A 22,110-nucleotide genomic window follows, 5' to 3' on the forward strand; every position below is an offset into this window, starting at 1 on the left:
ATGAATCAGGAGTAACACATGAAACACACATTCTCTCTTGCTGCGCTACTGCTGGTGACCGCTATGCACAGCGCAGCTATGGCACAAACAGCCGAAAAGCAGGAATTGGAGCGCAGTATTGAGGTCGAACAGCGTGCGTCTGAATCGGCGCAGGAGGCACACAGTTTCGAAGCGCAAATGCGCGCGGCTGAAGCGCGCCTTGAGGAAGCTGCGCGCCACATCGCCGAGCTCAGCACGCGGCAATTGCCACGTTTGAATGGGGAGGGCTGGGAATTCAGTTTCGGCAATCGTCCCGTGTTGGGAATTTCAATCGATGCCGGCGAGCAGGATGGCCCGGTTGACGGCGTTACCGTTCTCGCCGTATCGCCGGGTGGCGCCGCATTTGCAGCGGGCATGCGGGCGGGCGATGTCATTACCTCGGTTAATGGCGAATCGCTGCAGGCAGCGAGCAACGAAAGGGCAAACGAGAAGCTTCTCGATTTCATGAAAGGCGTCGAAGAGGGCGATGCGCTGGATGTTCAGTACAAGCGTGGCGGCAAACTCGCCAACGTTGAGGTCAAGCTCCAGGTCGCAACCGAGCAGCTGTTTGCGTTCCAACTACCGGGCTCAGGCGTCGCGCCGCACGCCCCGGCGGCACCGCGAGCGCCTGCGGCGGCCATCGATCTGCGGGAGTTTGCGTTCTGGCGCGGCAACGGTGGCTGGAGCGACATGGAAGTTGTGCCGCTTAGCGCCGATCTCGGCCGTTACTTTGGTGCGGACAAGGGCCTGTTGGTGATCCGGGCGCCGAGTGACAAGACTCTGCAGCTACGCGATGGCGACGTCATCCGCGCGATCGACGGTCGCGAACCAACCTCAATCGGGCACGTGGTACGGATACTGGATTCCTACCAGCCTGGCGAGTCACTGAACATTGAGATCATGCGCGACAAACGCAAACAGACGTTGACCGTGGATATTCCCGACAACCGTCAAAGCGGCATTATGGAACCGGGCTCATGGGCCAAGGTATCGTCATGGCCGGCGGTACAGAAATAGGCCGGCGGAGGTCTGCCGTGCCGAGGTGCAAGATACGTTCATACCGCGGGTGTGCCTCTGCTAACATGCGCGCCCATGCAGCTGGCCGACTTCAATTACGACCTACCTGACGCGCTGATTGCCCGGTACCCGGAGGCGGAGCGGCGCGCCAGCCGTCTGTTGCTGGTTGATCCGGCTTCGAACAGTTTGAGCGATCGCCGCTTCGCAGAGTTGCCGACGCTGCTGCACGCGAACGACTTGCTGGTGTTCAATGACACCCGGGTCATCAAGGCTCGCCTCGTGGGCAGCAAAGCAAGCGGTGGCCGGGTCGAGATACTGGTCGAGCGGCAGCTGGATGAAACCGACGTGCTCGCTCATGTGCGCGCGAGTAAATCACCGAAAGCCGGCGGTCGCCTGCTGTTCGCTGACAACGGTCAGGCGGAAGTGCTTGACCGGGACGGCGCGCTGTTTCATTTGCGCTTCGACAGGCCGGTGGCACCGTATCTGGACGCGTTCGGCGAGATGCCGTTGCCGCCCTATCTGGAACGCCGGGCCGAGGCCAGCGACACCGAGCGCTACCAGACCGTCTATGCGCGGCAGCCCGGCGCTGTTGCGGCACCTACAGCAGGCTTGCATTTCGACCAAGCCATGCTTGCCGAAACAGCCGCCAAAGGCGTGCAACAAACCTACGTTACCTTGCACGTCGGTGCCGGCACTTTTCAGAACCTGCGTGCAGAACAAGTGGCCGAGAATCGCCTGCACAGCGAACGCGTGGAGCTGAGCGAACAGGTGGTTCGCGCGGTGGCTGAAACCCGCGAACGGCAAGGTCGGGTGATCGCTGTGGGGACCACCTCGGTCCGCGCACTGGAGTTCGCCGCCCGTGACGGGCAGCTAAAGCCGTGCAGTGGCGAAACCGATCTTTTCATTCGGCCCGGGTACCGCTGGCATGTTGTCGATGCCATGCTGACCAATTTCCATTTGCCGCAATCATCGTTGCTGATGCTGGTCGCCGCATTCGCCGGAACCCGGCGGGTACTGGGCGCCTATCAGCACGCGATCGAACAACGCTATCGCTTCTTCAGTTACGGTGACGCGATGCTGCTGACCGGGCGCGGGGCTGACCAATGAAGCTGCGAATCGACGCACGCTGTGGGGCGGCACGTACCGGAGTACTGGAATTCCGTCGCGGTACCGTCCGCACGCCAGCTTTTATGCCGGTTGGTACTTACGGCAGCGTGAAAAGCGTGACCCCGGAAGAGGTCCGCGCAAGCGGTGCCGATATCCTGCTCGGCAATACTTTCCACCTGATGTTGCGTCCCGGCGCCGAAATTGTGCGCGCGCACGGCGGCTTGCACGAGTTCATCCACTGGGACCGGCCTATCCTGACGGATTCCGGGGGCTTCCAGGTTTTTTCGCTGGCGGCCATGCGCAAGCTGTCTCCAGAGGGTGTGAGTTTCCGCTCGCCGGTCAATGGCGACGAGGTGTTCCTGACGCCGGAGCGCTCCATGGAAGTCCAGCACGCCCTGAACGCTGACGTGACTATGATTTTCGACGAGTGCACGCCGTACCCGGCAACAGAACGCGAGGCGGCAACCTCGATGCGCTTGTCGCTCGACTGGGCAAGGCGTAGCCGGCAACGATTCGACGAGCTGCGCGCGGCAAACCCGGAGCGAGGTGAGGCGCTGTTCGGCATCGTGCAGGGCGGCATATACGACGAACTGCGGCAGGAGTCGCTGCAGGGCCTGCAAGGGATCGGTTTCGATGGCTACGCAATCGGCGGTCTGGCGGTTGGTGAACCGGAAGACGAGCGGCTGGCGGTCATGGACGCGCTCTGCCCGACACTGCCAGACGACCGGCCCCGCTACCTGATGGGCGTTGGCACACCGCTCGATATTGCCGAGGCCGTCAGCCGCGGCGTCGACATGTTTGATTGTGTGATGCCGACCCGTCATGCCCGCAACGGCCACCTGTTCACGTCTGAAGGCGTGATCCGCATCCGCAACGCTCGGCACACGAGCGACACCGGCCCGCTGGATCCGGCCTGCGATTGTTATACCTGCCAGAATTACAGTCGCGCGTACCTGCGCCACCTGGAAAAGTGCGGAGAAATGCTTGGACCGCGCCTTTGCACGATTCACAATCTGCACTACTACCAGCGACTGATGACTGACCTGCGGGCCGCAATCACGGCGGGTGAACTCCCCGCTGCAGTGGCCCGCCTGAAATCGGTTTACCAACAGTCACGGGGCTGAGACCGCAGGCAGGCTGTTGCTTGAATCTGCGAGCTTCGGCCCAAGATCTCGCGTCGTATGCCATAATGGCGCGCAATTTTGACCCCGGACCGCCTGAAGGTTCTCTGAAGGTACTGAAATATCATGGAATTTTTTATATCTAATGCCTACGCGCAAGGTGCGCAACAAGGCGATGCGTTTAGTTTCCTGCTGCCGATGCTCATCATTTTCGGCGCGTTCTACTTTCTCCTGATCCGGCCGCAGCAAAAACGCCAGAAAGCGCACGCTGCGCTGGTTGGCGCGCTAAAGACCGGCGACGAAGTGATGACAGCCGGCGGCATACTTGGCCTCGTGACCGGCGTCAGTGATCACTACGCGACCTTGAAGATTGCGGATAACGTTGAAATCAAGGTGCAGAAGTCCACGGTGTCAGCCGTGGTGCCGAAGGGCACGATCGATGCGGCATAGTATCCAGCCAGTGAGCAAGTAATGAATCGATACCCTGTCTGGCTCAATCTACTGCTGCTCGGCATCTTGTTGCTGGGTTCCGTACTGGCTTTGCCGAACATTTACGGCAGTGCTCCGGCGGTGCAGCTCGCCAATCTTGATGGCAGCGGCTACAACGAATCACGCCTGCCGGAAATCGTGCGGATTCTCGAGGCCGATCAGTTGGGTCCGGAGGCATCCTACGTTGAGGACGGCCGTGCCGTGTTGCGCTTTCATTCTGTCGAAGAACAGCAGAAGGCGAGCGTCGTACTCGGCGAAAGACTGCAACGGGAGGCCAGCGTAGCGTTGACGTTGGCGCCGAAACTGCCAGCCTGGCTGCGCGAATTCGGTCTGCAGCCGATGAGTCTCGGTCTCGACCTGCGGGGTGGTGTCCACTTCCTGCTGGAAGTGGACATGGATGCGGCATTGACCACGCGGCTCGAATCCTACCGGGAATCATTGAGCGACTTGTTGCGTGATGCCGAAATGCGTAATCGCGTGGACCTGAGTGGTCAGACCATCACAGTCCGGTTGACGGCGGAAGACGATGCCGAGCGGGCTCGCGATCTGATACGTGATTCCGACCCGGAATTGCTGGTGATCGACGGCTCTGACGCACGCACGTTCCGGGTACGGATGAGCGAACAGCAGATTCGCGAACGCCAGGATTTTGCGATCGAGCAGAACATCACCACGTTGCGAAATCGCGTTAACCAACTGGGCGTTTCCGAACCTCTGGTACAAAGACAGGGCGTTGACCGTATCGTTGTACAGTTACCTGGTGTGCAGGATCCCAATCGCCTCGACGACATTCTGACCGCGACGGCGACGCTGGAATTTCGGCTGGTAGATACCTCGGGTGACAGCCCGGGTTCACGCCGCTATCCAGGGCGCACCGGTGAGGCATCGCAGATACTCAAGCGCGAAGTCATCGCTTCAGGTGATCAGATAATTGATGCCGAAGCCGGGTTCAGTGAAGGCAGTCCCGCGGTATTTATCGGTCTCGATGCATCCGGCGGCGAAAAAATGCTGGCGACGACGCAAGCGAACCTGAAAAAGCCGATGTCGACGGTGTTCATCGAGTCGCGACGCATCGCGGAAGAGCGCGATGGCGAGACGGTTTACCGTACCGAGCGCAGCGAAGAGATCATCAACACCGCGACCATTCAGGGCATTTTCAAAGACCGTTTTCAGATTACCGGACTGACTCCCGGCGAAGCCCGCGACCTGTCGTTGCTGTTACGTGCCGGCGCGCTGGCGGCACCGGTCTACAAGGTTGAAGAACGAACTATCGGTCCGAGCCTCGGGCGCGACAACATTGAACGAGGTTTCAATGCGGTAAAAATCGGCTTCCTTGCCGTGGTCGTCTTCATGGCGATCTACTATCGCGGCTTCGGTCTTATCGCCAACGTCGCATTGCTGGCCAATCTTGTGTTCATCGTTTCCCTGCTGTCTTTGCTGCAGGCATCGTTAACCCTGCCGGGCATCGCCGGAATCGTGCTGACGGTGGGTATGGCGGTGGATGCCAACGTGCTCATCTTTGAACGAATACGTGAAGAGCTGTCGGCAGGCTCATCGCCGCAGAACGCGATCAATGCCGGCTATGAAAAGGCCTTGTCGTCTATCGCTGACGCCAACGTTACTACGTTGATTGCCGCGATTGTGCTGTTTGCTCTCGGCACCGGACCCATCAAAGGATTCGCCATTACTCTGTCGCTCGGCATCATTACCTCGATGTTCACGGCGATCATCGGCACGCGCGCAGTTGTCAATTTGGTATTCGGCGGTCGCAAATTGACCAGCTTGCCGGTCTAGGATTCTCATGAGATTAGTTAAAGAAAATACAAAGATCGATTTCCTGAGTGACACTCGGCGGAAAGTTGCAGTTGGGTTCTCGGTGTTACTCGTTCTTGCTTCACTGGTGTCCCTTGCGACCCGCGGGCTGGATTTCGGCATCGATTTTACCGGCGGTGTTTTGCTGGAAGTCGGCTACCCACAAGACGCCGATCTTGATCGAATACGCGCATTGATTACTGATGCCGGCTTTGAGGAAGCGCAGGTGCAGACGTTCGGTGCGACGACGGATGTGATGATTCGTTTGCCGCCACAGGAAAACGAGAATCCAAATGAAATTCGGGAAACCCTGCGCAGTGTGTTGTCCAGTGACGAACCGAATGTCGACTTGCGCCGGGTCGACTTTGTCGGTCCGCAGGTTGGCCAGGAGCTGACCGAGCAGGGCGGCCTGGCGATGATCTTTACGTTGTTGATGATTTTCGCCTACATCATGTTTCGCTTTCAGTGGAAGTTCGCGGCTGGTGCTGTCGCGGCACTGGCCCATGACATCATCGTGACGCTGGGATTCTTTTCGTTTTTCCACTGGCCATTTGATCTCACTGTTGTCGCGGCGGTGCTGGCGGTGGTCGGCTACTCGTTGAACGACACCGTCGTGGTATTTGATCGCATCAGGGAGAACTTCTTCCGGCTGCGCGGTACCTCGGCAGAAGAGGTCATGAATATTTCGATCAATGAAACCCTGGCGCGAACGGTCATAACCGGGCTGACGACACTGGTCGTGCTGGCGGCGTTGTTGTTTCTTGGTGGCGAATCCGTTGGTCCGTTTTCACTGGCGCTGATCGTCGGCATTCTTGTCGGTACCTACTCGTCGATTTACATGGCGAGTGCGACGGCGCTGATGCTGGAGGTAACGGCGGTCGACCTGATGCCACCGCAGGACGACGGCGGCGAACTGGTGGACGACCTGCCTTAGCCCTGTCAGGCGCGGCCTGCCGGGTCAGCTCGTAGCAAACATCGTCTTGATGTCATTGCTGAACAGGCGCGCCATGCCGCTGTAGATCTTGGGCGTGGCGGCCAGTACGTGGCCGGACTCAAGGAAGTTTTCGCTGCCATCAAGGCCGGAGATAATGCCGCCCGCTTCGCGAATCAATAATGCGCCGGCGGCAATATCCCAGGACTTCAGCCCGGTTTCCCAGAAGCCGTCCAGCCGCCCGGCGGCGACGTAGCACAGATCGAGCGCGGCAGAACCGGCGCGGCGCACACCGGAAGTGGCTTGCAGCGATTTCTGCAGCATCTTCAGGTACGGCTCAAGTGCCAGATTGGAGTCACGATAGGGAAAGCCGGTGCCGAGCAATGCGCGTTCCATGTTGCTTTGACGGCTGACCCGGATGCGGCGTCCGTCAAGCTGCGCACCGGCTCCGCGGGAGGCCGTAAACAGCTCCTGGCGCAACGGATCGTAGACGGCGGCGTGCTCCGGCCGACCGTTGTGCAGGACGGCAATGGAGACACAAAAGACCGGAAAGCCGTGCAGAAAATTCGTTGTGCCGTCGAGCGGGTCGATCACCCAGACATACTCCGACTCGCCGTGTTGCCCGCTTTCTTCGGCAAGTATGGCGTGGTCCGGGTAGTGCTTTTGGATGGTCTCGATCACGGCCCGCTCGGCGGTGCGATCGGCTTCACTGACGAAATCGTTGCGGCCTTTTTGTTCGACCTTTATTTTGTCGAGCTTGTTCAGACTGCGTACCAGGGTATCGCCGCCGCGACGTGCCGCCATGATCGCGACATTAAGCAATGCGTGCATCGTTAGATTCCGTCAGATTAGAAAAGAGCGTGGTATTGCTGGCGAGTCGCCAGCACAGGCGCGATAGAATAACAGACACCGGCCTCCGGCCATATCAGGAATTGTCCTGCCAGCAGGGACATCAAAAGGCATCAGCAATGGACGTGCGCATAATCTTGGTTGGAACTACCCATCCGGGGAACATCGGAGCCTGCGCCAGGGCGATGAAAAATATGGGCTTGTCGGACCTCATGCTGGTTCGTCCGCGGCATTTTCCGCACGAGGATGCGACCGCCAGGGCATCCGGCGCCACCGATATTCTGGATGCCGTTCGGGTCGTCGAAAATCTCGATGAGGCATTGCTGGACTGCGTATACGTTGCGGGGGCGAGTGCCCGCTCGCGAACCATAGGCTGGCCAAGTTTCACGCCGCGTGACTGCGCTGCAAGGTTGTTGAAAGAAGCGCAGACCGGCAAGGTTGCCGCCGTTTTCGGGCCGGAAAAGTCCGGGTTGACCAACGAAGATCTTGACCGTTGTCACGCATTGCTGACGATCCCGACCGACCCCGGCTTCAGTTCGCTCAACCTGGCGATGGCCGTGCAGATCCTGACCTACGAATTGCGGGTGGCCACACTGGACGGTCCGCCGCCGGTCTACGAGCCGGAAGCCCCGCTCGCCTCCGGAGAGGACCTTGAACACTTCTACAGTCACCTGGAGCAGGTATTGATCGACAGTGGTTTCATGGACCCGGAAAATCCACGTCACCTCATGCGGCGGCTGCGACGCTTGTTCATCCGCGCAGAACCAGATCGTAATGAAATCAATATATTACGGGGTATATTTGCGTCTTTGGATCCACGCAAGCCGGGCCAGAAGTCGTGACAAATGAGCTTGGAGTGATGCCGGTTTACCTTGATCACGCCGCCACCACGCGGGTGGCGCCAGAGGTTGTGGCGGCCATGAATGATTGCCTCCGTGACCCGCTGGCATTCGCGAATCCGTCGTCGCTGCACATTGCCGGACGCACTGCCGCGGCCAAGGAGCGGGAGGCCAGGACCACTGTGGCCGGGCTCCTGAATGTTGCCCCGCGCGACCTGATCTGGACCTCGGGTGCCACGGAGTCGGACAATCTGGCCATCATCGGCGGCGCGCGCTTTCGCGCACACCGCGGTCGGCATCTCATTACCATGCGCACGGAGCACAAAGCCGTCGTTGACGCCTTTAGGGCGCTGGAGAAAGAAGCGTTCGAGGTGAGCTGGCTGAGCCCGGGTCCTGACGGGATGCTGGATCTCGCTGAGCTCGTCGATGCGTTCCGTGAGGACACGCAGCTGGTTTCGGTCATGCACGTCAACAACGAGACCGGGGTCGTGCAGGATATCGCCGCGATTGGTCAGCTGTGCCGCGAGCGCGACGTATTGTTTCATTGCGATGCCGCACAATCGGTTGGCAAGTTGCCGCTGGATCTGGCGGAACTGCCGATCGATCTGTTGTCGATGACGGCACACAAATTCCATGGCCCGCCCGGCATCGGTGCGCTGTATATTGCGCCGCGCACCGGCTGCAGCGTGCAACCTCTGCTGTTTGGGGGCGGCCAGCAACGCCGTTTGCGGCCGGGCACACTGCCGATTCCGCTCATTGTGGGCTGCGGGGCGGCGGCCGGGCTGGCAGCCGAACGTCACGATGACGACTTGCGCCACGTGCGGGGCCTCTACCAGCAATTGTGGTCTGAACTCCAGGGCGTGCCGGGGCTGCACCTGAACGGCAATGCTCACAGCCATTATCCGGGGATCCTGAACGTCAGCGCGGATGGCGTGGAGGGCGAGAGTCTGCGGTTGCTGCTTGAACCGCTGTGCGTTGCCAGCGGCTCGGCATGCAATTCGCAAAGTGCGGAGCCCTCGTACGTGCTGCGTGCTCTGGGCCGGTCGGCCGAACTCGCTGAAAGCGCCATTCGCTTCAGTTTCGGCCGCGAAACCCGCCCGGCAGACATCGAATTCGCCAGCCTGACGTATCGCCAGGCGATCGGGCGTTTGCGCGCCTTGCTACCTGCGGCGTGCAAGCGGTGACAGTGGATCCCTATCATTACAGCGAGCGAGTGCGGACACTGTTCGGCCGTCTGGCGCATGCGGGCTGCGTGCCGGGCACCTACATTGAAATAGCGCGCGGTGGCATGCATATCGAACTAAGCGCTCAGGTATCGGGTACCCGGCTACGCGCATTACGCTTCCGGGCATTCGCCTGCCCGCACCTGCTGGCGGCGGCTGAGGCCTTCTGTGAGGAATTCGAAGGCCGAACGGTCGAGGATCTGCGACAATACTCGGCCAGCCAGGCAATTGCCCGGCTGGGGATTCCGCTTGAAAAGACCGGGCGAATTCTGCTACTTGAAGACGCAATTGCGGCGCTACGGGACAGGCTTCCGGGGCCGCCGGAACAGGCAAACTGACAGAAGGCATATGGCACTATCACTGACTCAACCCGCTGCAGAGCGGGTAAAAAACTACCTCAATCAGCGCGGTAAGGGCTTTGGATTGCGCGTCGGCGTGAAAAAGACCGGCTGCAATGGTTTCGCCTACATCGTGAATTACGCGGATGCGGCGGACGAGGGCGACGAGGTCTTCGAGGACCGCGGCGTCAAGCTGGTCGTGGATCACAAGAGCCTGGCGCTCATCGACGGCACCGAAATCGACTTCGTCAAAGACGGTCTCAACGAGGCATTTCGCTTCAGAAACCCGAATGTCACTGGCGAATGTGGCTGCGGCGAGAGCTTCAGCGTCTAAGGCGCGTTGCCTGCCACCATTAATCCAAGTAAAATTCAAGGCTTACGTTCGGCGGCCAGACCGGCTCGCCGGACTATTGCGCGGCACGCGCATTCGTCCCTCATTACCCAGACCATGTAAGGAATCCCAGTATGTCCGTTGAGCAAACGCTCTCGATTATCAAACCCGATGGTGTTCAGAAAAACCTGATCGGCGAAATTTACTCACGCTTTGAAAAAGCGGGACTGCGAATCGTCGCTGCCAAGATGATGCATTTGAGCAAAGAACAGGCTGGTGAGTTCTACGCTGTGCACAAGGAGCGTCCGTTCTTCAATGACCTCGTCAACTACATGACGTCAGGTCCGGTCATGGTGCAGGCGCTGGAAGGTGAGTTGGCCGTCAATGTGAATCGCGATCTGATGGGCGCGACCAATCCGGCTGATGCGGATGACGGCACGATTCGCTCGGACTTCGCGGACAGTATTGAAGAAAATATCGTGCACGGTTCGGACGCCGTCGAAACTGCTGCGGCAGAGATACGCTTTTTCTTCGGTAGCGACGGCATCTGCCCGAGGACCCGCTAGGGTTTCCTGCCTGTCCCGTGATGAACGCCAACCCGCAAAAAACCAATTTGCTCGGACTGCCGCAAAGCAGTCTTGAGGCGTTCATTGCGGACATGGGCGAGAAACCGTTTCGCACGCGCCAGTTGATGCAGTGGATGTACCAGCGTGGCGCGCGCGATTTCGCGGACATGACCGACTTGTCGAAAAAGTTGCGTGAGCGGCTGGAATCGACAGCTGTCATAGAAGGCCCGACCGTGATGAGCGAGCAGGCGTCGTCCGATGGTACGGTCAAATGGCTGTTTGTTTCCGGTGCGGGGCAGGCCGTCGAAACTGTTTTCATTCCGGAACCGACCCGCGGCACGCTTTGCATCTCGTCGCAGGTAGGTTGTGCGCTGGATTGTGCGTTTTGCGCGACCGGCGCGCAGGGCTTTAATCGCAATCTGACCACCGCAGAAATTCTGGGCCAGGTCAGTCACGCGAACAGTGTGTTGCCGCCGCGCCCCAACGGCGATCCGGCGGTCAGCAATGTCGTCTTCATGGGCATGGGCGAGCCACTGGCGAATTACCGAAACGTGTTGCCGGCCATCAAGTTGCTGGTGTCAGACAATGCCTACGGGTTGTCACGCCGACGCGTCACGCTGAGTACTTCGGGTATCGTGCCGCATATCGAACGGCTGGGGGATGATTGCAACGTCGCGCTGGCGGTTTCCCTGCATGCACCGAATGACGCATTGCGCGACAAGTTGGTGCCCATCAATCGTGTACACCCGATCGCCGAGTTACTGGAAGCCTGCTGGCGTTACGCTGACAAGCATTCCCGGCGGTTTATTACTTTCGAATACGTCATGCTGCGCGATGTCAATGACAGCGTGCAGCACGCAGAAGAATTATCAGCGCTGTTGCGGGGCAAGCCGGCCAAGGTCAATTTGATTCCGTTCAATCCGTTCGAAGGCAGCGAGTTCCGCCGGTCTGGTCGGGATACCATCGAAGCGTTTCAGAATCGACTACGAAAACATGGCATCGTGGCGACTACCCGCAAGACCCGCGGTGATGATATCGATGCCGCCTGTGGTCAACTTGCCGGCAAGGTCAAAGATCGAATCCGGGTTCGGCTCGGCGATAAAAACATCAGGGTGGCTACTGCATGACAATTCGGATTGGAGTTCTTCTCGCGCTCGTGTTGCTGCTGAACGCGTGTGTCTCCACCACGACGGGCAGACCGCGCGCGGAGCCCAAATCGTCCGCGGAAGCGGCTGCACAGTACTATCAACTCGGCGCACGTTATTACCGCAACGGTACTTACGAGCTGGCCCGTGACCGTCTGCTGCGTGCGATCGAACTCGACCCGAAACTGGCTGTCGCGCAATCGACGCTGGCATTGACCTATGTCGGTCTCGAGAATCCGCGGCTTGCTGAGCAGCACTTCGATCGTGCCGTTCGTCTGGCACCGGACGATGTCGATGTGCGGAATTCCTATGCTGTGTTTCTTTGCCAGCAGAAGCGCTATGACGATGCTCACGAGCAGTTTCAACGCTTGCGACGGGCAACGATAAATGATCGCCCCGAGGTCATGCTGACCAACGGTGGGGTCTGCATGGCGCAAAAACCCGACTATGCACTGGCAGAAAGCTATTTTCGCGATGCCCTGGAATTCAAGCCGGGCTACGCCGAAGCTTTGTTGCAGATGACCTTGTTGAAGAGAGCGCAAGGTGAAGATCTTGCGTCCCGTGCCTTCTTGCAGCGTTATCTCGCAAGCAACCCGCCAACGCCGACCATCTTGTGGCTGGGTGTAGAGATCGAGCGCACGATTGGCGATGAGCGCGCCCGCAGCGAATTCGAGACACGCCTGTTGCGTGAGTTTCCGGATTCAGCGCAGGCCAAGCGCGTTTTGGCTGACCGCTAGTCGGCTGCGGCATTCATGAGCGAAGAACAGCAACCTTCGGCTGACGAGCCAGCAAGCGGTCCGGTGGCCGGCGAGCGGCTGGCGGAAGCGCGGCGCCTGAAAAAGATATCACTGCCGGATATCGCCCGCGAACTGCACATTGACGAAGCGAAAGTGCAGGCGCTGGAAGAGAACCGTTTCGAAGTGCTGGGTGCACCGGTATTCGCCAAAGGCCATTTACGCAAGTATGCGGAAATGGTGGGTGTGCCGATTGATGACGTAATTGCGGATTACTACCTGCTTAACAAATCCACTGGTGCGCCGCCGATCGTCGGCCGACCGCGCAAGCGGCAGCGCGATCTGAATCTGCTGCCCTGGTTACTATTGATTCCTTTGTTGCTGATTTTGGGCGGCGGTTATTACTGGTGGCAAAGTCGCCCGCAAAGTGCGCCGACGCCCGCGTCCGCGCCGGTCAGCTCGCAAGGCCGCAGTCCGGTCTCGTTGCCGGCGCGCGAGCCTGCCGCTCAGGCAGAGTCAGCCGCTGCCGTTACGGAGACAGAGCCGCCACTCACGGAGCCCGCGGCACCCGCAGCAGAGCAGGGCGCTGCGCTTGCGGAGTCGCCACCGGTCACGGAAAATGCCGCGCGCACTGCGCCGTCGGTATTGGCGAGCGGCGAGCTGACACTGCAGCTTCAGTTCAGCGGTGATTGCTGGACCGAGGTGACTGACGGCGACGGCGAACGCCTGTTCTTTGATCTCGGTACGTCTGGCCGTACGGTGAATCTGCGCGGCAGCGCGCCGCTGCGTGTGCTGCTGGGGAACAGCAACAATGTCAGTGTCAGCGTGAACGGCGAGCCCTACAGTATTGCTGCTGCTGACAAACGCGGCGACACCGCACGGATGTCGATTAGTCGCTGATTGCGGTCGGTCTGCGCCGGCTGCCACGATGCACCTGAACTACGGAATGACACAGTGAAGACCAAAGCAATTCGCGGCATGAATGACGTACTTCCAGAGGACGCGGTACTGTGGCGCCACCTGGAGACGATTGTCCGCGAACTGGTTGAATCTTACGGGTATCGTGAGATTCGGCTGCCTGTCGTCGAGTTCACCGAACTGTTCAAACGGTCGATCGGCGAAGTGACGGATATCGTCGAAAAAGAGATGTACACCTTCCTGGACCGCAACGGCGAGAGTCTCACGTTGCGACCCGAAGGCACGGCCGGGATGGTGCGCGCGGGTATCACCAACAGCCTGCTGCACAATCAACGGCAGAAACTGTGGATGACCGGACCGATGTTCCGATACGAGAAGCCGCAGAAAGGCCGCTACCGGCAATTTCACCAGATGGACGTTGAAGCGCTGGGGTACGCGGGGCCGGATGTCGATGCCGAGCTGATTATCATGTGCGCGCGGATGTGGCAGCGGCTGGGCATTTCGCAGATTCGCCTCGAGATCAACTCGCTGGGCAACCCCGAATCACGGGCCTTGTACCGGGAAGAACTGGTCAGCTACTTTTCAGCGGTGAAAAACAGGCTGGATGAGGATAGTATCCGCCGGCTTGAGCAGAATCCGCTGCGGATCCTGGATAGCAAAAACCCGGATATGCAGGAAATCGTCGCCGGTGCGCCGGTGATGGTCGATTATCTGGACGACGAGTCAGCGCAACATTTCGCGACTTTGAAAACGCTGATCGCGGCGGCTGGCGTCGAGTTCACGGTAAACCCGCGCCTGGTTCGCGGTCTGGATTACTACAATCGCACGGTATTCGAATGGGTAACCGACGTATTGGGTTCGCAGGGCGCGGTTTGCTCCGGCGGCCGTTACGACGGTCTGGTGGAAAAACTGGGTGGCAAGCCGACGCCGGCCATCGGCTGGGCCATGGGCATTGAACGACTGGTGGCATTGTACGCGGCGTGTGGCGGCGAGGTGCCGGAAGTTGCGCCGGACGTTTACGTTGTGACCGTCGGCGAACAGGCAGCGACAGCCGGTTTCCAACTGGTTGAGGGCTTGCGAGATGCCCTGCCGGCGTGCGCTATCGAGCTCAACATGGGGGGCGGCAGTTTCAAGTCGCAGCTCAAGCGGGCGGACAAGAGCGGTGCGGCGTACGCGGTTATCCTTGGCGACGACGAAGTCAGCGCCGGGCAAGCTGGATTGAAACCTTTACGCAGCGATGAGGACCAAACGAAGGTCCCGCAGACGCAATTGGCAGGTATTCTGGCGCAGCGCTTAGGCTGACGACCAATTTCGACGGGTCCCGCAAAGCGGGCCGATAACAGAAAGGCAGAATTAGTGAACGATCTAACTGAAAAAGAACAATTAGACGAACTGCGCGCCTGGTGGACCGAGAATCGCTGGATGGTCATTGGCGGCATCGCGCTGGGCATCGCCATCATTGTTGGCATAAGAATGCGTGGAAGTTTCGAGACGGAAGCCGCGTTAAGTGCCTCCTCGCAGTACGAGGCATTGCTGGAAGAAGTCGCGGCGGAAAGAAGTGATCCGGCGCGCACAATTGCCGACACCTTGTTCAATGAGTACGAAGACACCGTCTACGCGGACCAGGCGCGGCTCGCCATGGCGCGTTTGTACATGGACAGTGGCCGCGACGCTGATGCCGCTGATGTCTTGCGGCCGCTGGCAACCGCACGCGGCGATGAACCGATGCAACTCGTTGCCCGCTTGCGCCTGGCCAAGATCCTGCTTTATCAGGAAAAACCGGAAGAAGTTCTGGAACTTGTCAAAACGCCGAAAGACAGCGCCTTTGCCGCACGTTACAACGAAGTTCTCGGCGATGCCCATTTTGCACTGGGCAACTTTGAAAAAGCGGCTGAGTCCTACAATGCGGTACTCGCTGATGAGCGCGGTCAACAAACGGTTGATCTTGCGCTGGTCCGCATGAAGCTCAATGATCTGCCGGGCGGTGATGATGCCGACACGATCAGTTTGCCAGCAGCAGCTGCAATGCCTGAACCAGCCGATGTTGAACCGTCGGCCGAGGTTGAAGAGTGAGCAAGCTGGGACGAATCAGCGCGTTGTTTGCCGTCAGCGTTTTGTTGTCGGCGTGCAGTCTGTTTGGCGGCGGCAAAGACAAAGAGCTGCAACCGGCGGAACTGCTTGAATTCGACGAAACACTGCAGGTTCGGAAAGTTTGGGACGCCAAGGTCGGTGGCGGTTCCGAGGCGTTGCGCCTCGCACTGCAGCCTGCCGGTGACGGCAGCCGAATTTACGCGGCCAGCTATGACGGCAATATCACGGCGTTCGATCCGGCGTCCGGCAAACGTGTCTGGCGTGTCGATAGCAAATTGCCGTTGTCGGCAGGACCCGCGGTTGGCAGCAACCTCGTAATCGTCGGTGGCAGTGGTGGCGAGTTAATTTGCCTGTCGGCAACTGACGGCACCGAGCGCTGGAGAATCAAGCTCAGTGGCGAAGTGCTGGCGACCCCCGTAATCAAAGACGATTCCGTTGCTGTCTATACCATTGACGGCACACTGCGCGTTCTGTCCACTTTCGACGGCGCCGAGCGCTGGTCGCTAGATCAAAGCCTGCCGCCGTTGACGCTGCGGGGTTCGGCTGCACCGGTCATCGTGGGTACCACCGTTATTGCCGGCTTCGACAATGGTCGGCTGGTCGCATCTAATCTGTTAACCGGCAATGGCGAGTGGGAAGCTGTGCTGTCGCCGCCAAGTGGTCGCTCCGACCTCGAACGCCTCGCCGATATTGACGGCAACATCACCGCCGTCGGTCAGGATATATATGCGAGCGGCTACAACGGCCGCCTGGCCTCACTCGCGGCCGAGTCCGGTCAGGTCTTGTGGGCGCGTGAAATTTCCACGTACACCGGTGTCAGCGCCGACTGGAACAATCTTTACGTTGCGGTCGACACGGGCGAGATCGTCGCGCTGGGTCGCCGCAACGGCAGTGAGGTCTGGCGCAACGACGCTTTGCTGCGCCGTGAGCCGACGTTGCCAGTGCCGTTTGATACCGCCGTGGTTGTCGGTGACTTTGACGGCTATGTGCATTTCTTCAGCAACCTGGATGGCGAGCCCGTGGCCCGCAAACGGGTCGGCAAAGGCATGGTTTCCGGGGCGCCCGTGGTGATCGGCGGCACGCTGTATGTACAGAGCGAGTCGGGTGTTCTGGCCGCATTCGCCGTGCCTGACCGCGACACCAAAGCGGTAAGCGGTGGGACAGACTGAGCCGTGACTGGCAGTCATTATCATGCTTCCTGTAATCGCACTCATTGGTCGACCCAACGTCGGGAAGTCGACGCTCTTTAATCGGCTGACCCGTTCCCGCGATGCACTCGTGGCGGATTTCCCGGGTCTGACGCGCGATCGGCAGTACGGTTTCGGCAAGCAAGGCCCTGTGCCTTACCTGATCATCGATACCGGTGGTGTCGCTGGTGGTGAGGAAGGCATCAGCGAACTCATGGCTGAGCAAACCGTCACCGCGCTCAAAGAGGCAGACGTTGCCATCGTTATGGTGGATGGGCGCAGTGGTCGTACGGCGGCCGATGAATACGTAGCATCACTTGCACGGCAACACGCGAAACAGACCTGGCTCGTCGCCAACAAGGCGGAAGGTCTGGACCCGGATATCGTCGGCAGCGAATTCCACGCACTCGGCATCGGCGAGCCAGTATCCATTTCAGCGGCACACGGTGACCGTGTGGCGGCGCTGATGGACGAAGTGCTGGCACCGTTTGTAGCAACGGCGGATGGCGACAGCGACAAGGACGATGCGGAAGAAAAGGCGACGCGTATCGCCATCATTGGCCGGCCGAACGTCGGCAAGTCGACGCTGGTCAATCGCTTGCTGGGCGAAGAACGCGTTGTTGTCTACGATCAGCCGGGTACGACGCGAGACAGTGTTGCCATACCGTTTGAACGCAATGGCAAGCATTACGTACTGATCGACACAGCCGGCGTACGGCGTCGCTCACGCGTCCACGAAACCATTGAAAAATTCAGTATAGTCAAAGCTTTGCAGGCGATGGAGAAAGCGCAGGTCGTGCTTGCCGTCATCGACGCGCAAGAGGGTGTAACCGAGCAGGACGTCAGCTTGATGGGCTTGTGCACCGAGCGCGGTCGCGCACTCGTGGTGGTAACCAACAAGTGGGACGGACTGGACAGCGATCAACGCCGACATGTTCGTGAGGCGCTGGAGCGACGCTTGCCGTTCCTCGATTTTGCGGAACGCATGACGATCTCCGCATTGCACGGAACCGGCGTTGGTGATCTGCTGCCTGCTGTGGAACGGGCTTACCGGGCGGCGACTCGCGACATGTCCACTGTCGAACTGAACAAAGCATTGGCTGACGCCATTACCGCGCATCCACCGCCGATGGTCAGAGGTCGTCGCATACGTTTGCGATATGCGCATCAGGGCGGACGCAATCCGCCGGTTATCGTGATTCACGGGAACCAGACGGAAAAACTGCCGGATGCGTACCAACGATACCTGATCAACTATTTCCGCAAAGTGTTCAAACTGAAAGGCACGCCAGTACGAATGGCGTTCAAGACCAGCGACAATCCGTTCGCGGGTCGCCGCAACAAGTTGACGCCGCGTCAGGAGCAGCGCCGTAAGCGGCTGATGAAACACGTGAAACGCTAGAAACGTTGGGTCGGCAGACGGGGCATTTCAATGAGCAGCAGGATCGCAAAAGTAGCGGGCGATTTTCGCATGCACCGGGGCGGCAGTTTGCGCGAGCCGGTGATCGCGTACGAAACCTGGGGCGAACTGAACGCGGCGAAAGACAATGCGTTGTTGTTGTTCACCGGGTTGTCCCCTTCCGCACACGCGGCTTCGTCGCAAGAAAATCGTGCCAGCGGCTGGTGGGAAGACATGATCGGTTCCGGTTTGCCGCTCGATACCGACCGCTATTTCGTCATCTGCATTAATTCACTCGGCAGCTGTTTCGGCTCGACCGGGCCCGCATCCATTGACCCGAGAACCGGGCAGCGCTACGGACTGAGTTTTCCGATACTCACATTGGAGGATGTTGCCGAAGGCGGTTTCGAGGTTGTCCGTCAGCTGGGCCTGCAGCGCCTGCATACCGTCATCGGCTGCTCGATGGGTGGCATGAGTGCTCTCGCATTTTGCGTGCGGCACCCGGGTATCAGTGATGGTTTTGTGTCGGTTTCTTCAGCGGCACGTGCGTTGCCATTCTCCATCGCGGTACGCTCGCTGCAGCGCGAGATGATCGTCAAGGATCCCAAATGGTGCGGTGGCGACTACGACCCCTCCGATCCGCCATTGCTGGGGCAGCGGCTTGCACGCAAGCTCGGCATGATCACCTACCGTTCGGCCGCGGAATGGGAGCAACGGTTTGGCCGCGAACGCATCACGGGCGAGGGCGACCCGGACAGTCCGTTCCACGGTGATTTCGCCGTCGAGTCTTACCTCGAGGCGCAGGCGAACAAATTCACCGGGCAGTTCGATCCGAACTGTTACCTGTACCTTTCCCGTGCCTCCGACCTGTTTGACCTTGCCGAGCACGGCGGCTCGCTGCGGGCCGGCTTCGAACGTCTGCAACTCAAGCGGGCAATGGTCGTGGGGGTGACGACCGATATCCTGTTCCCGTTGCAGCAGCAGCGCGAACTGGCGGCCGGTCTGCAAAAGGTGGTTCCGGAAGTCTTGTTTGAGTCTCTGGACTGTCTGAAAGGGCACGATTCGTTTCTGGTTGAAATGGACGCTTTCAGGCCGGTCATGTGCCGCTATTTCGATACCTGATGCCACCAGCAGACAACGGTGTAAGGCCTGGCCTATCCGCGTTATGATGCGGCCATAACCTTTAGTGGAGCAGGCAAGTATGAGCAGTAATGGCACAGCGGAATTAATCAGACTCGTTGAAGAAGCGGTTGACCAAGACAGCGTGGCTGCCACGGTTGAAGCCATCAAAGCCGATCTTTGCAAGCTGATTCGCTCCTCGCAAATCGACCTGCCACCCGAATTCATAACGCCGGTTGACGGTCACTACGCGCGCCGACTGCTGCACAAGAACGAAGAGAAGGGCTATTCCATCGTCGTCATGACCTGGGGACCCGGACAGAATGCGCCGATACACGATCATTCCGGTATGTGGTGTGTCGAAGGTGTGTGGGGTGGCAGTATTGATGTACAGCAATACGAACTGGTGTCCCGCGACAACGAAAATTACCGTTTCGAGGCGCGCAATTCTTACGAAGCGGGCGTTGGCAGCGCAGGCTGTTTGATTCCACCCTACGAGTATCACAGCATCGGCAATCCCTGTGATCAGACGTCGGCCATTTCTCTGCACATTTACGGCGGGGAAATGAAACAGTGCAGTGTGTTTGAACGTCAGGCTGACGGCAGCTACACGCGTACCCAGCACCCACTCGGTTACGATAACTAGCTTGCTACGGCGAGGGTTCCAGCAGTAATGCGGGGTCCACAGCCGTTCCGTTCAAATAGGTCGCGAAGTGCAGGTGGGCGCCGGTTACCCGGCCGGTAGCCCCAACCGTCCCCAGTACCGCGCCCGTATTCAGCCGATCGCCAATTTCCACGCCGATACTGTCGAGGTGCGCGTACAGCGTGACCAAACCCTGACCGTGGTCGAGAAACACCGCATTGCCGGTGAAATAGAAATCGCCTGTCAGCAACACAGTGCCGGCCAACGGCGCCTTGATCTCTGTGCCGGTACTGCCCTTGATGTCCATGCCGCGATGCGGTGAATGCGGTTCTTTGTTGAAGAACCGCCGGGAGCCAAAACTGTCACTGCGTGCGCCAGGTATGGGGGGCTGCAATGCGCGGAGTGTGACCGGACTGCGTCGGTAGTGGGTCATCGCCGCCGCGATTTCTCGTTGTTCGTCGGCGATACGCTCTTGTGCCGATGGATCCGGATTGACGAATTTCGGTGCGACAGTGAGGTGCTGCTCCCGGTAACTGTGCGGCACTACGGTGAATGACAGACGTTGATCACCGACAACGAGGTTCGCTGTCCCCGTCGCCTGATCGAGCGGAATACCCACGATGGCAAGCCATTCATCGCCGGCGCGGGTAACCAGAACCGGTTTGCCGTCGAACCTCGCGTCGGGTGCCTGCTCGCTGACTCCTAACGGTACGATGGCGATGCCGCCCGGGTGCGGCGCGTGCGTTGGCTGCGCCGCGGCGAACAGCGGCAAGAGCAAGAACGCCAACAATCGCTTCATGATTTCTTGTTGTCCGCGGTACTGACCCGCCCGGTTACCGTGGCCAACAGATCGCCGTTAGCGAGTCTTGCGCGCACCGACGCGCCGATTTCAACGTCATCCGCGTCGTGCAAGACCGCGCCGCTCTGCCTGTCCGTGACGATGGCATAGCCACGTTCCAGGGTCGCCAGCGGGCTCACAGAATCCAGCGCGCGAGCCGTAATGGCCAGCGATTGCTGCAAGTCCTTCAGTCGCCCCAAAGCGGCGCGCCCCAGGCGTTCGCGTAGTGCCTGCAATTGCCAGGCGTTTTTGTCCACTCGGGCGCTGGGGGTCACGCGCAGCAATCGGGATTGCCATTGTTCGGCGCGGCGTTCGTGCAGGTTGAGGTTGTGGCGCACAGCGAGCATGAGACGCTGGCGGGCGTTTTGCAGGCGTTCGGTTTGCCGGGTGACCGTTGCTGCCGGGCTGCTTTGCGCCAATCGTCGCGCCAGCCAGTCCACTGCCTGCGCGTGATCGTCCAGGCGCCGCTGCATGAGCTTTTTGAGCTGCAGTGTCGTCGCCTGCAACCCGCGCAGCCATTCAGCCTGATCGGGAACGGTGAGCTCTGCAGCGCCGGAGGGCGTCGGCGCGCGCAGGTCGGCGACAAAGTCGGCGATCGTGAAATCGACTTCGTGGCCAACGGCGCTGATGACGGGGATCGGGCAGGCGCGGATAGCGCGCGCGAGCTCTTCATTGTTGAAGGCCCACAGGTCCTCGAGTGAACCGCCACCGCGACCGACAATCAGCAGGTCGCACTCGGCGCGCTCGGCGGCTGCATTCAATGCCGCGATCAGCTCGAACGGTGCGCCATCACCCTGCACAGCGGCAGGATAGATTACAACTGGAACGGCCGGAAAGCGCCGCCGCAAGACGCTCAGCACGTCGCGCACCGCGGCACCGGACGGAGAGGTAACCACGCCAATTCGGCGCGGCAGCGCGGGCAGAGGCCGCTTCAACGACTCATCGAACAGGCCCTCGTCGGCGAGGCGTTTCTTCAGAAGTTCGAATCTTCGGCGCAATTCGCCTTCGCCAGCGGCTTCCAGGCGATCGACAATCAATTGATAGTCGCCGCGCGGCTCGTAGAGACTGACCCGGCCGAACGCGAGCATCTGGTCGCCATCTCTGAAGCCGATGGTCGGGCCACGCTGGCGCTGGCGGAAAAAGGCACAGCGAATCTGTGCACCCGAGTCTTTCAGTGTGAAATACAGGTGTCCGGATGCCGGACGCGCCAGATTCGACAGCTCGCCTTCGACGCAAACACGGGCAAGGCCCCGTTCCAACAGGGTTTTTGCCTGCCGGTTCAGGTTGGAAACGGAGATGGCCGGGGACTCGCCCGAGGCTGAAAACAAATCGTTCATGCGGGCAGTATAGAACGAGTGGGGAGGGAAGCGCTTGGCGGTGGCGCGGGAAATTAAT

The 22,110-nt window shown here is 59.7% G+C and carries 23 protein-coding genes; 20 read left to right on the forward strand and 3 right to left on the reverse strand.

All coding sequences use genetic code 11. The features are described from left to right. Positions 1-18: 18 nt before the first annotated feature. From BA177_RS05905 to secF, 6 genes are all read left to right on the forward strand, one after another. Positions 19-1,035 carry a PDZ domain-containing protein gene (locus BA177_RS05905; RefSeq protein WP_082989905.1) on the forward strand — a complete coding sequence of 339 codons (1,017 nt, stop codon included), beginning with the start codon at positions 19-21 and terminating at the stop codon, positions 1,033-1,035. A 75-nt stretch (positions 1,036-1,110) separates the two neighbouring features. Beyond that, a complete protein-coding gene (gene queA / locus BA177_RS05910) occupies positions 1,111-2,142 on the forward strand; it encodes a tRNA preQ1(34) S-adenosylmethionine ribosyltransferase-isomerase QueA (RefSeq protein WP_068614119.1) in 1,032 nt (343 codons plus the stop codon). Further along, entirely contained in the window at positions 2,139-3,266 is a 1,128-nt protein-coding gene (tgt, locus tag BA177_RS05915) for a tRNA guanosine(34) transglycosylase Tgt (RefSeq protein ID WP_068614123.1), read from the forward strand. The genes queA and tgt overlap by 4 nt, the downstream gene beginning before the upstream one ends. A 123-nt stretch (positions 3,267-3,389) precedes the next feature. Continuing rightward, on the forward strand, positions 3,390-3,713 hold the full coding sequence (gene yajC, locus BA177_RS05920) for a preprotein translocase subunit YajC (protein WP_068614125.1): 324 nt from the start codon (positions 3,390-3,392) through the stop codon (positions 3,711-3,713). Between the two features lie 21 nt (positions 3,714-3,734). Further along, entirely contained in the window at positions 3,735-5,546 is a 1,812-nt protein-coding gene (gene secD / locus BA177_RS05925; protein ID WP_068614127.1) for a protein translocase subunit SecD, read from the forward strand. A gap of 7 nt (positions 5,547-5,553) precedes the next feature. Further along, positions 5,554-6,498: a protein translocase subunit SecF gene (gene secF, locus BA177_RS05930; RefSeq protein ID WP_068614130.1), complete on the forward strand. Its 945-nt coding sequence runs from the start codon at positions 5,554-5,556 to the stop codon at positions 6,496-6,498. 24 nt (positions 6,499-6,522) lie between these two features. Here secF and BA177_RS05935 read toward each other — a convergent pair whose 3' ends face one another. Continuing rightward, the gene (locus tag BA177_RS05935; protein ID WP_068614133.1) at positions 6,523-7,326 is read right to left on the reverse strand and encodes an inositol monophosphatase family protein; all 804 of its coding nucleotides are present in this window, start codon (positions 7,324-7,326) and stop codon (positions 6,523-6,525) included. A 137-nt stretch (positions 7,327-7,463) separates the two neighbouring features. Here BA177_RS05935 and BA177_RS05940 point away from each other — a divergent pair, with 137 nt between their 5' ends. The 14 genes from BA177_RS05940 to BA177_RS06005 all read left to right on the forward strand — a co-directional run bounded on the left by BA177_RS05940 (position 7,464) and on the right by BA177_RS06005 (position 19,880). Beyond that, the gene (locus BA177_RS05940; RefSeq protein WP_068614135.1) at positions 7,464-8,186 is read left to right on the forward strand and encodes an RNA methyltransferase; all 723 of its coding nucleotides are present in this window, start codon (positions 7,464-7,466) and stop codon (positions 8,184-8,186) included. A gap of 17 nt (positions 8,187-8,203) precedes the next feature. Further along, on the forward strand, positions 8,204-9,367 hold the full coding sequence (locus tag BA177_RS05945; protein WP_068618981.1) for a cysteine desulfurase family protein: 1,164 nt from the start codon (positions 8,204-8,206) through the stop codon (positions 9,365-9,367). 2 nt (positions 9,368-9,369) lie between these two features. After that, positions 9,370-9,744, forward strand: coding sequence for an iron-sulfur cluster assembly scaffold protein (locus BA177_RS05950; protein WP_068614138.1), 375 nt, complete (start codon positions 9,370-9,372; stop codon positions 9,742-9,744). 10 nt (positions 9,745-9,754) lie between these two features. Beyond that, positions 9,755-10,078 carry an iron-sulfur cluster assembly protein IscA gene (gene iscA / locus BA177_RS05955; protein ID WP_068614141.1) on the forward strand — a complete coding sequence of 108 codons (324 nt, stop codon included), beginning with the start codon at positions 9,755-9,757 and terminating at the stop codon, positions 10,076-10,078. 131 nt (positions 10,079-10,209) lie between these two features. Then, complete coding sequence (ndk, locus tag BA177_RS05960) at positions 10,210-10,641, forward strand: nucleoside-diphosphate kinase (protein WP_068614142.1); 432 nt, start codon at positions 10,210-10,212, stop codon at positions 10,639-10,641. Between the two features lie 20 nt (positions 10,642-10,661). Beyond that, entirely contained in the window at positions 10,662-11,768 is a 1,107-nt protein-coding gene (gene rlmN / locus BA177_RS05965) for a 23S rRNA (adenine(2503)-C(2))-methyltransferase RlmN (RefSeq protein ID WP_068614145.1), read from the forward strand. Next, positions 11,765-12,523, forward strand: a complete 759-nt coding sequence (pilW, locus tag BA177_RS05970; RefSeq protein WP_068614149.1) for a type IV pilus biogenesis/stability protein PilW — start codon at positions 11,765-11,767, stop codon at positions 12,521-12,523. The genes rlmN and pilW overlap by 4 nt, the downstream gene beginning before the upstream one ends. A gap of 15 nt (positions 12,524-12,538) precedes the next feature. Beyond that, positions 12,539-13,420, forward strand: coding sequence for a RodZ domain-containing protein (locus BA177_RS05975; RefSeq protein ID WP_068614152.1), 882 nt, complete (start codon positions 12,539-12,541; stop codon positions 13,418-13,420). Positions 13,421-13,498: 78 nt separating this feature from the next. After that, positions 13,499-14,740 (forward strand): histidine--tRNA ligase, encoded by a 1,242-nt coding sequence (gene hisS, locus BA177_RS05980; RefSeq protein WP_068618983.1) that lies wholly within the window; start codon positions 13,499-13,501, stop codon positions 14,738-14,740. 54 nt (positions 14,741-14,794) lie between these two features. Continuing rightward, the gene (locus BA177_RS05985) at positions 14,795-15,511 is read left to right on the forward strand and encodes a YfgM family protein (protein ID WP_068614155.1); all 717 of its coding nucleotides are present in this window, start codon (positions 14,795-14,797) and stop codon (positions 15,509-15,511) included. Then, complete coding sequence (gene bamB / locus BA177_RS05990; RefSeq protein ID WP_068614157.1) at positions 15,508-16,698, forward strand: outer membrane protein assembly factor BamB; 1,191 nt, start codon at positions 15,508-15,510, stop codon at positions 16,696-16,698. Before BA177_RS05985 ends, bamB begins: the two co-directional genes overlap by 4 nt. A gap of 22 nt (positions 16,699-16,720) precedes the next feature. Continuing rightward, positions 16,721-18,118 carry a ribosome biogenesis GTPase Der gene (der, locus tag BA177_RS05995; RefSeq protein ID WP_068614160.1) on the forward strand — a complete coding sequence of 466 codons (1,398 nt, stop codon included), beginning with the start codon at positions 16,721-16,723 and terminating at the stop codon, positions 18,116-18,118. 30 nt (positions 18,119-18,148) lie between these two features. Continuing rightward, positions 18,149-19,237 carry a homoserine O-acetyltransferase MetX gene (gene metX / locus BA177_RS06000; protein ID WP_068614163.1) on the forward strand — a complete coding sequence of 363 codons (1,089 nt, stop codon included), beginning with the start codon at positions 18,149-18,151 and terminating at the stop codon, positions 19,235-19,237. 79 nt (positions 19,238-19,316) lie between these two features. Beyond that, complete coding sequence (locus tag BA177_RS06005; RefSeq protein WP_068614166.1) at positions 19,317-19,880, forward strand: cysteine dioxygenase family protein; 564 nt, start codon at positions 19,317-19,319, stop codon at positions 19,878-19,880. 4 nt (positions 19,881-19,884) lie between these two features. Here BA177_RS06005 and BA177_RS06010 read toward each other — a convergent pair whose 3' ends face one another. Further along, positions 19,885-20,676, reverse strand: coding sequence for a peptidoglycan DD-metalloendopeptidase family protein (locus BA177_RS06010; RefSeq protein ID WP_068614169.1), 792 nt, complete (start codon positions 20,674-20,676; stop codon positions 19,885-19,887). Then, the gene (gene xseA / locus BA177_RS06015; protein ID WP_068614172.1) at positions 20,673-22,052 is read right to left on the reverse strand and encodes an exodeoxyribonuclease VII large subunit; all 1,380 of its coding nucleotides are present in this window, start codon (positions 22,050-22,052) and stop codon (positions 20,673-20,675) included. The genes BA177_RS06010 and xseA overlap by 4 nt, the downstream gene beginning before the upstream one ends. Between the last annotated feature and the right edge of the window lie 58 nt (positions 22,053-22,110).

The organism is Woeseia oceani (assembly GCF_001677435.1).
Lineage (GTDB): Bacteria > Pseudomonadota > Gammaproteobacteria > Steroidobacterales > Woeseiaceae > Woeseia > Woeseia oceani.

What these genes read in the sequence shown, in the direction of transcription:
- yajC (WP_068614125.1), top strand. Translation starts at nt 3,390, where the DNA reads ATGGAATTTTTTATATCTAATGCCTACGCGCAAGGTGCGCAACAAGGC.
- BA177_RS06005 (WP_068614166.1), top strand. Translation starts at nt 19,317, where the DNA reads ATGAGCAGTAATGGCACAGCGGAATTAATCAGACTCGTTGAAGAAGCG.
- BA177_RS05905 (WP_082989905.1), top strand. Translation starts at nt 19, where the DNA reads ATGAAACACACATTCTCTCTTGCTGCGCTACTGCTGGTGACCGCTATG.
- secF (WP_068614130.1), top strand. Translation starts at nt 5,554, where the DNA reads ATGAGATTAGTTAAAGAAAATACAAAGATCGATTTCCTGAGTGACACT.
- BA177_RS05940 (WP_068614135.1), top strand. Translation starts at nt 7,464, where the DNA reads ATGGACGTGCGCATAATCTTGGTTGGAACTACCCATCCGGGGAACATC.
- pilW (WP_068614149.1), top strand. Translation starts at nt 11,765, where the DNA reads ATGACAATTCGGATTGGAGTTCTTCTCGCGCTCGTGTTGCTGCTGAAC.
- BA177_RS06010 (WP_068614169.1), bottom strand. Translation starts at nt 20,676, where the DNA reads ATGAAGCGATTGTTGGCGTTCTTGCTCTTGCCGCTGTTCGCCGCGGCG.
- tgt (WP_068614123.1), top strand. Translation starts at nt 2,139, where the DNA reads ATGAAGCTGCGAATCGACGCACGCTGTGGGGCGGCACGTACCGGAGTA.
- queA (WP_068614119.1), top strand. Translation starts at nt 1,111, where the DNA reads ATGCAGCTGGCCGACTTCAATTACGACCTACCTGACGCGCTGATTGCC.
- secD (WP_068614127.1), top strand. Translation starts at nt 3,735, where the DNA reads ATGAATCGATACCCTGTCTGGCTCAATCTACTGCTGCTCGGCATCTTG.
- BA177_RS05945 (WP_068618981.1), top strand. Translation starts at nt 8,204, where the DNA reads ATGCCGGTTTACCTTGATCACGCCGCCACCACGCGGGTGGCGCCAGAG.
- metX (WP_068614163.1), top strand. Translation starts at nt 18,149, where the DNA reads ATGAGCAGCAGGATCGCAAAAGTAGCGGGCGATTTTCGCATGCACCGG.
- iscA (WP_068614141.1), top strand. Translation starts at nt 9,755, where the DNA reads ATGGCACTATCACTGACTCAACCCGCTGCAGAGCGGGTAAAAAACTAC.
- rlmN (WP_068614145.1), top strand. Translation starts at nt 10,662, where the DNA reads ATGAACGCCAACCCGCAAAAAACCAATTTGCTCGGACTGCCGCAAAGC.
- xseA (WP_068614172.1), bottom strand. Translation starts at nt 22,052, where the DNA reads ATGAACGATTTGTTTTCAGCCTCGGGCGAGTCCCCGGCCATCTCCGTT.
- der (WP_068614160.1), top strand. Translation starts at nt 16,721, where the DNA reads ATGCTTCCTGTAATCGCACTCATTGGTCGACCCAACGTCGGGAAGTCG.
- BA177_RS05935 (WP_068614133.1), bottom strand. Translation starts at nt 7,326, where the DNA reads ATGCACGCATTGCTTAATGTCGCGATCATGGCGGCACGTCGCGGCGGC.
- BA177_RS05975 (WP_068614152.1), top strand. Translation starts at nt 12,539, where the DNA reads ATGAGCGAAGAACAGCAACCTTCGGCTGACGAGCCAGCAAGCGGTCCG.
- ndk (WP_068614142.1), top strand. Translation starts at nt 10,210, where the DNA reads ATGTCCGTTGAGCAAACGCTCTCGATTATCAAACCCGATGGTGTTCAG.
- hisS (WP_068618983.1), top strand. Translation starts at nt 13,499, where the DNA reads ATGAATGACGTACTTCCAGAGGACGCGGTACTGTGGCGCCACCTGGAG.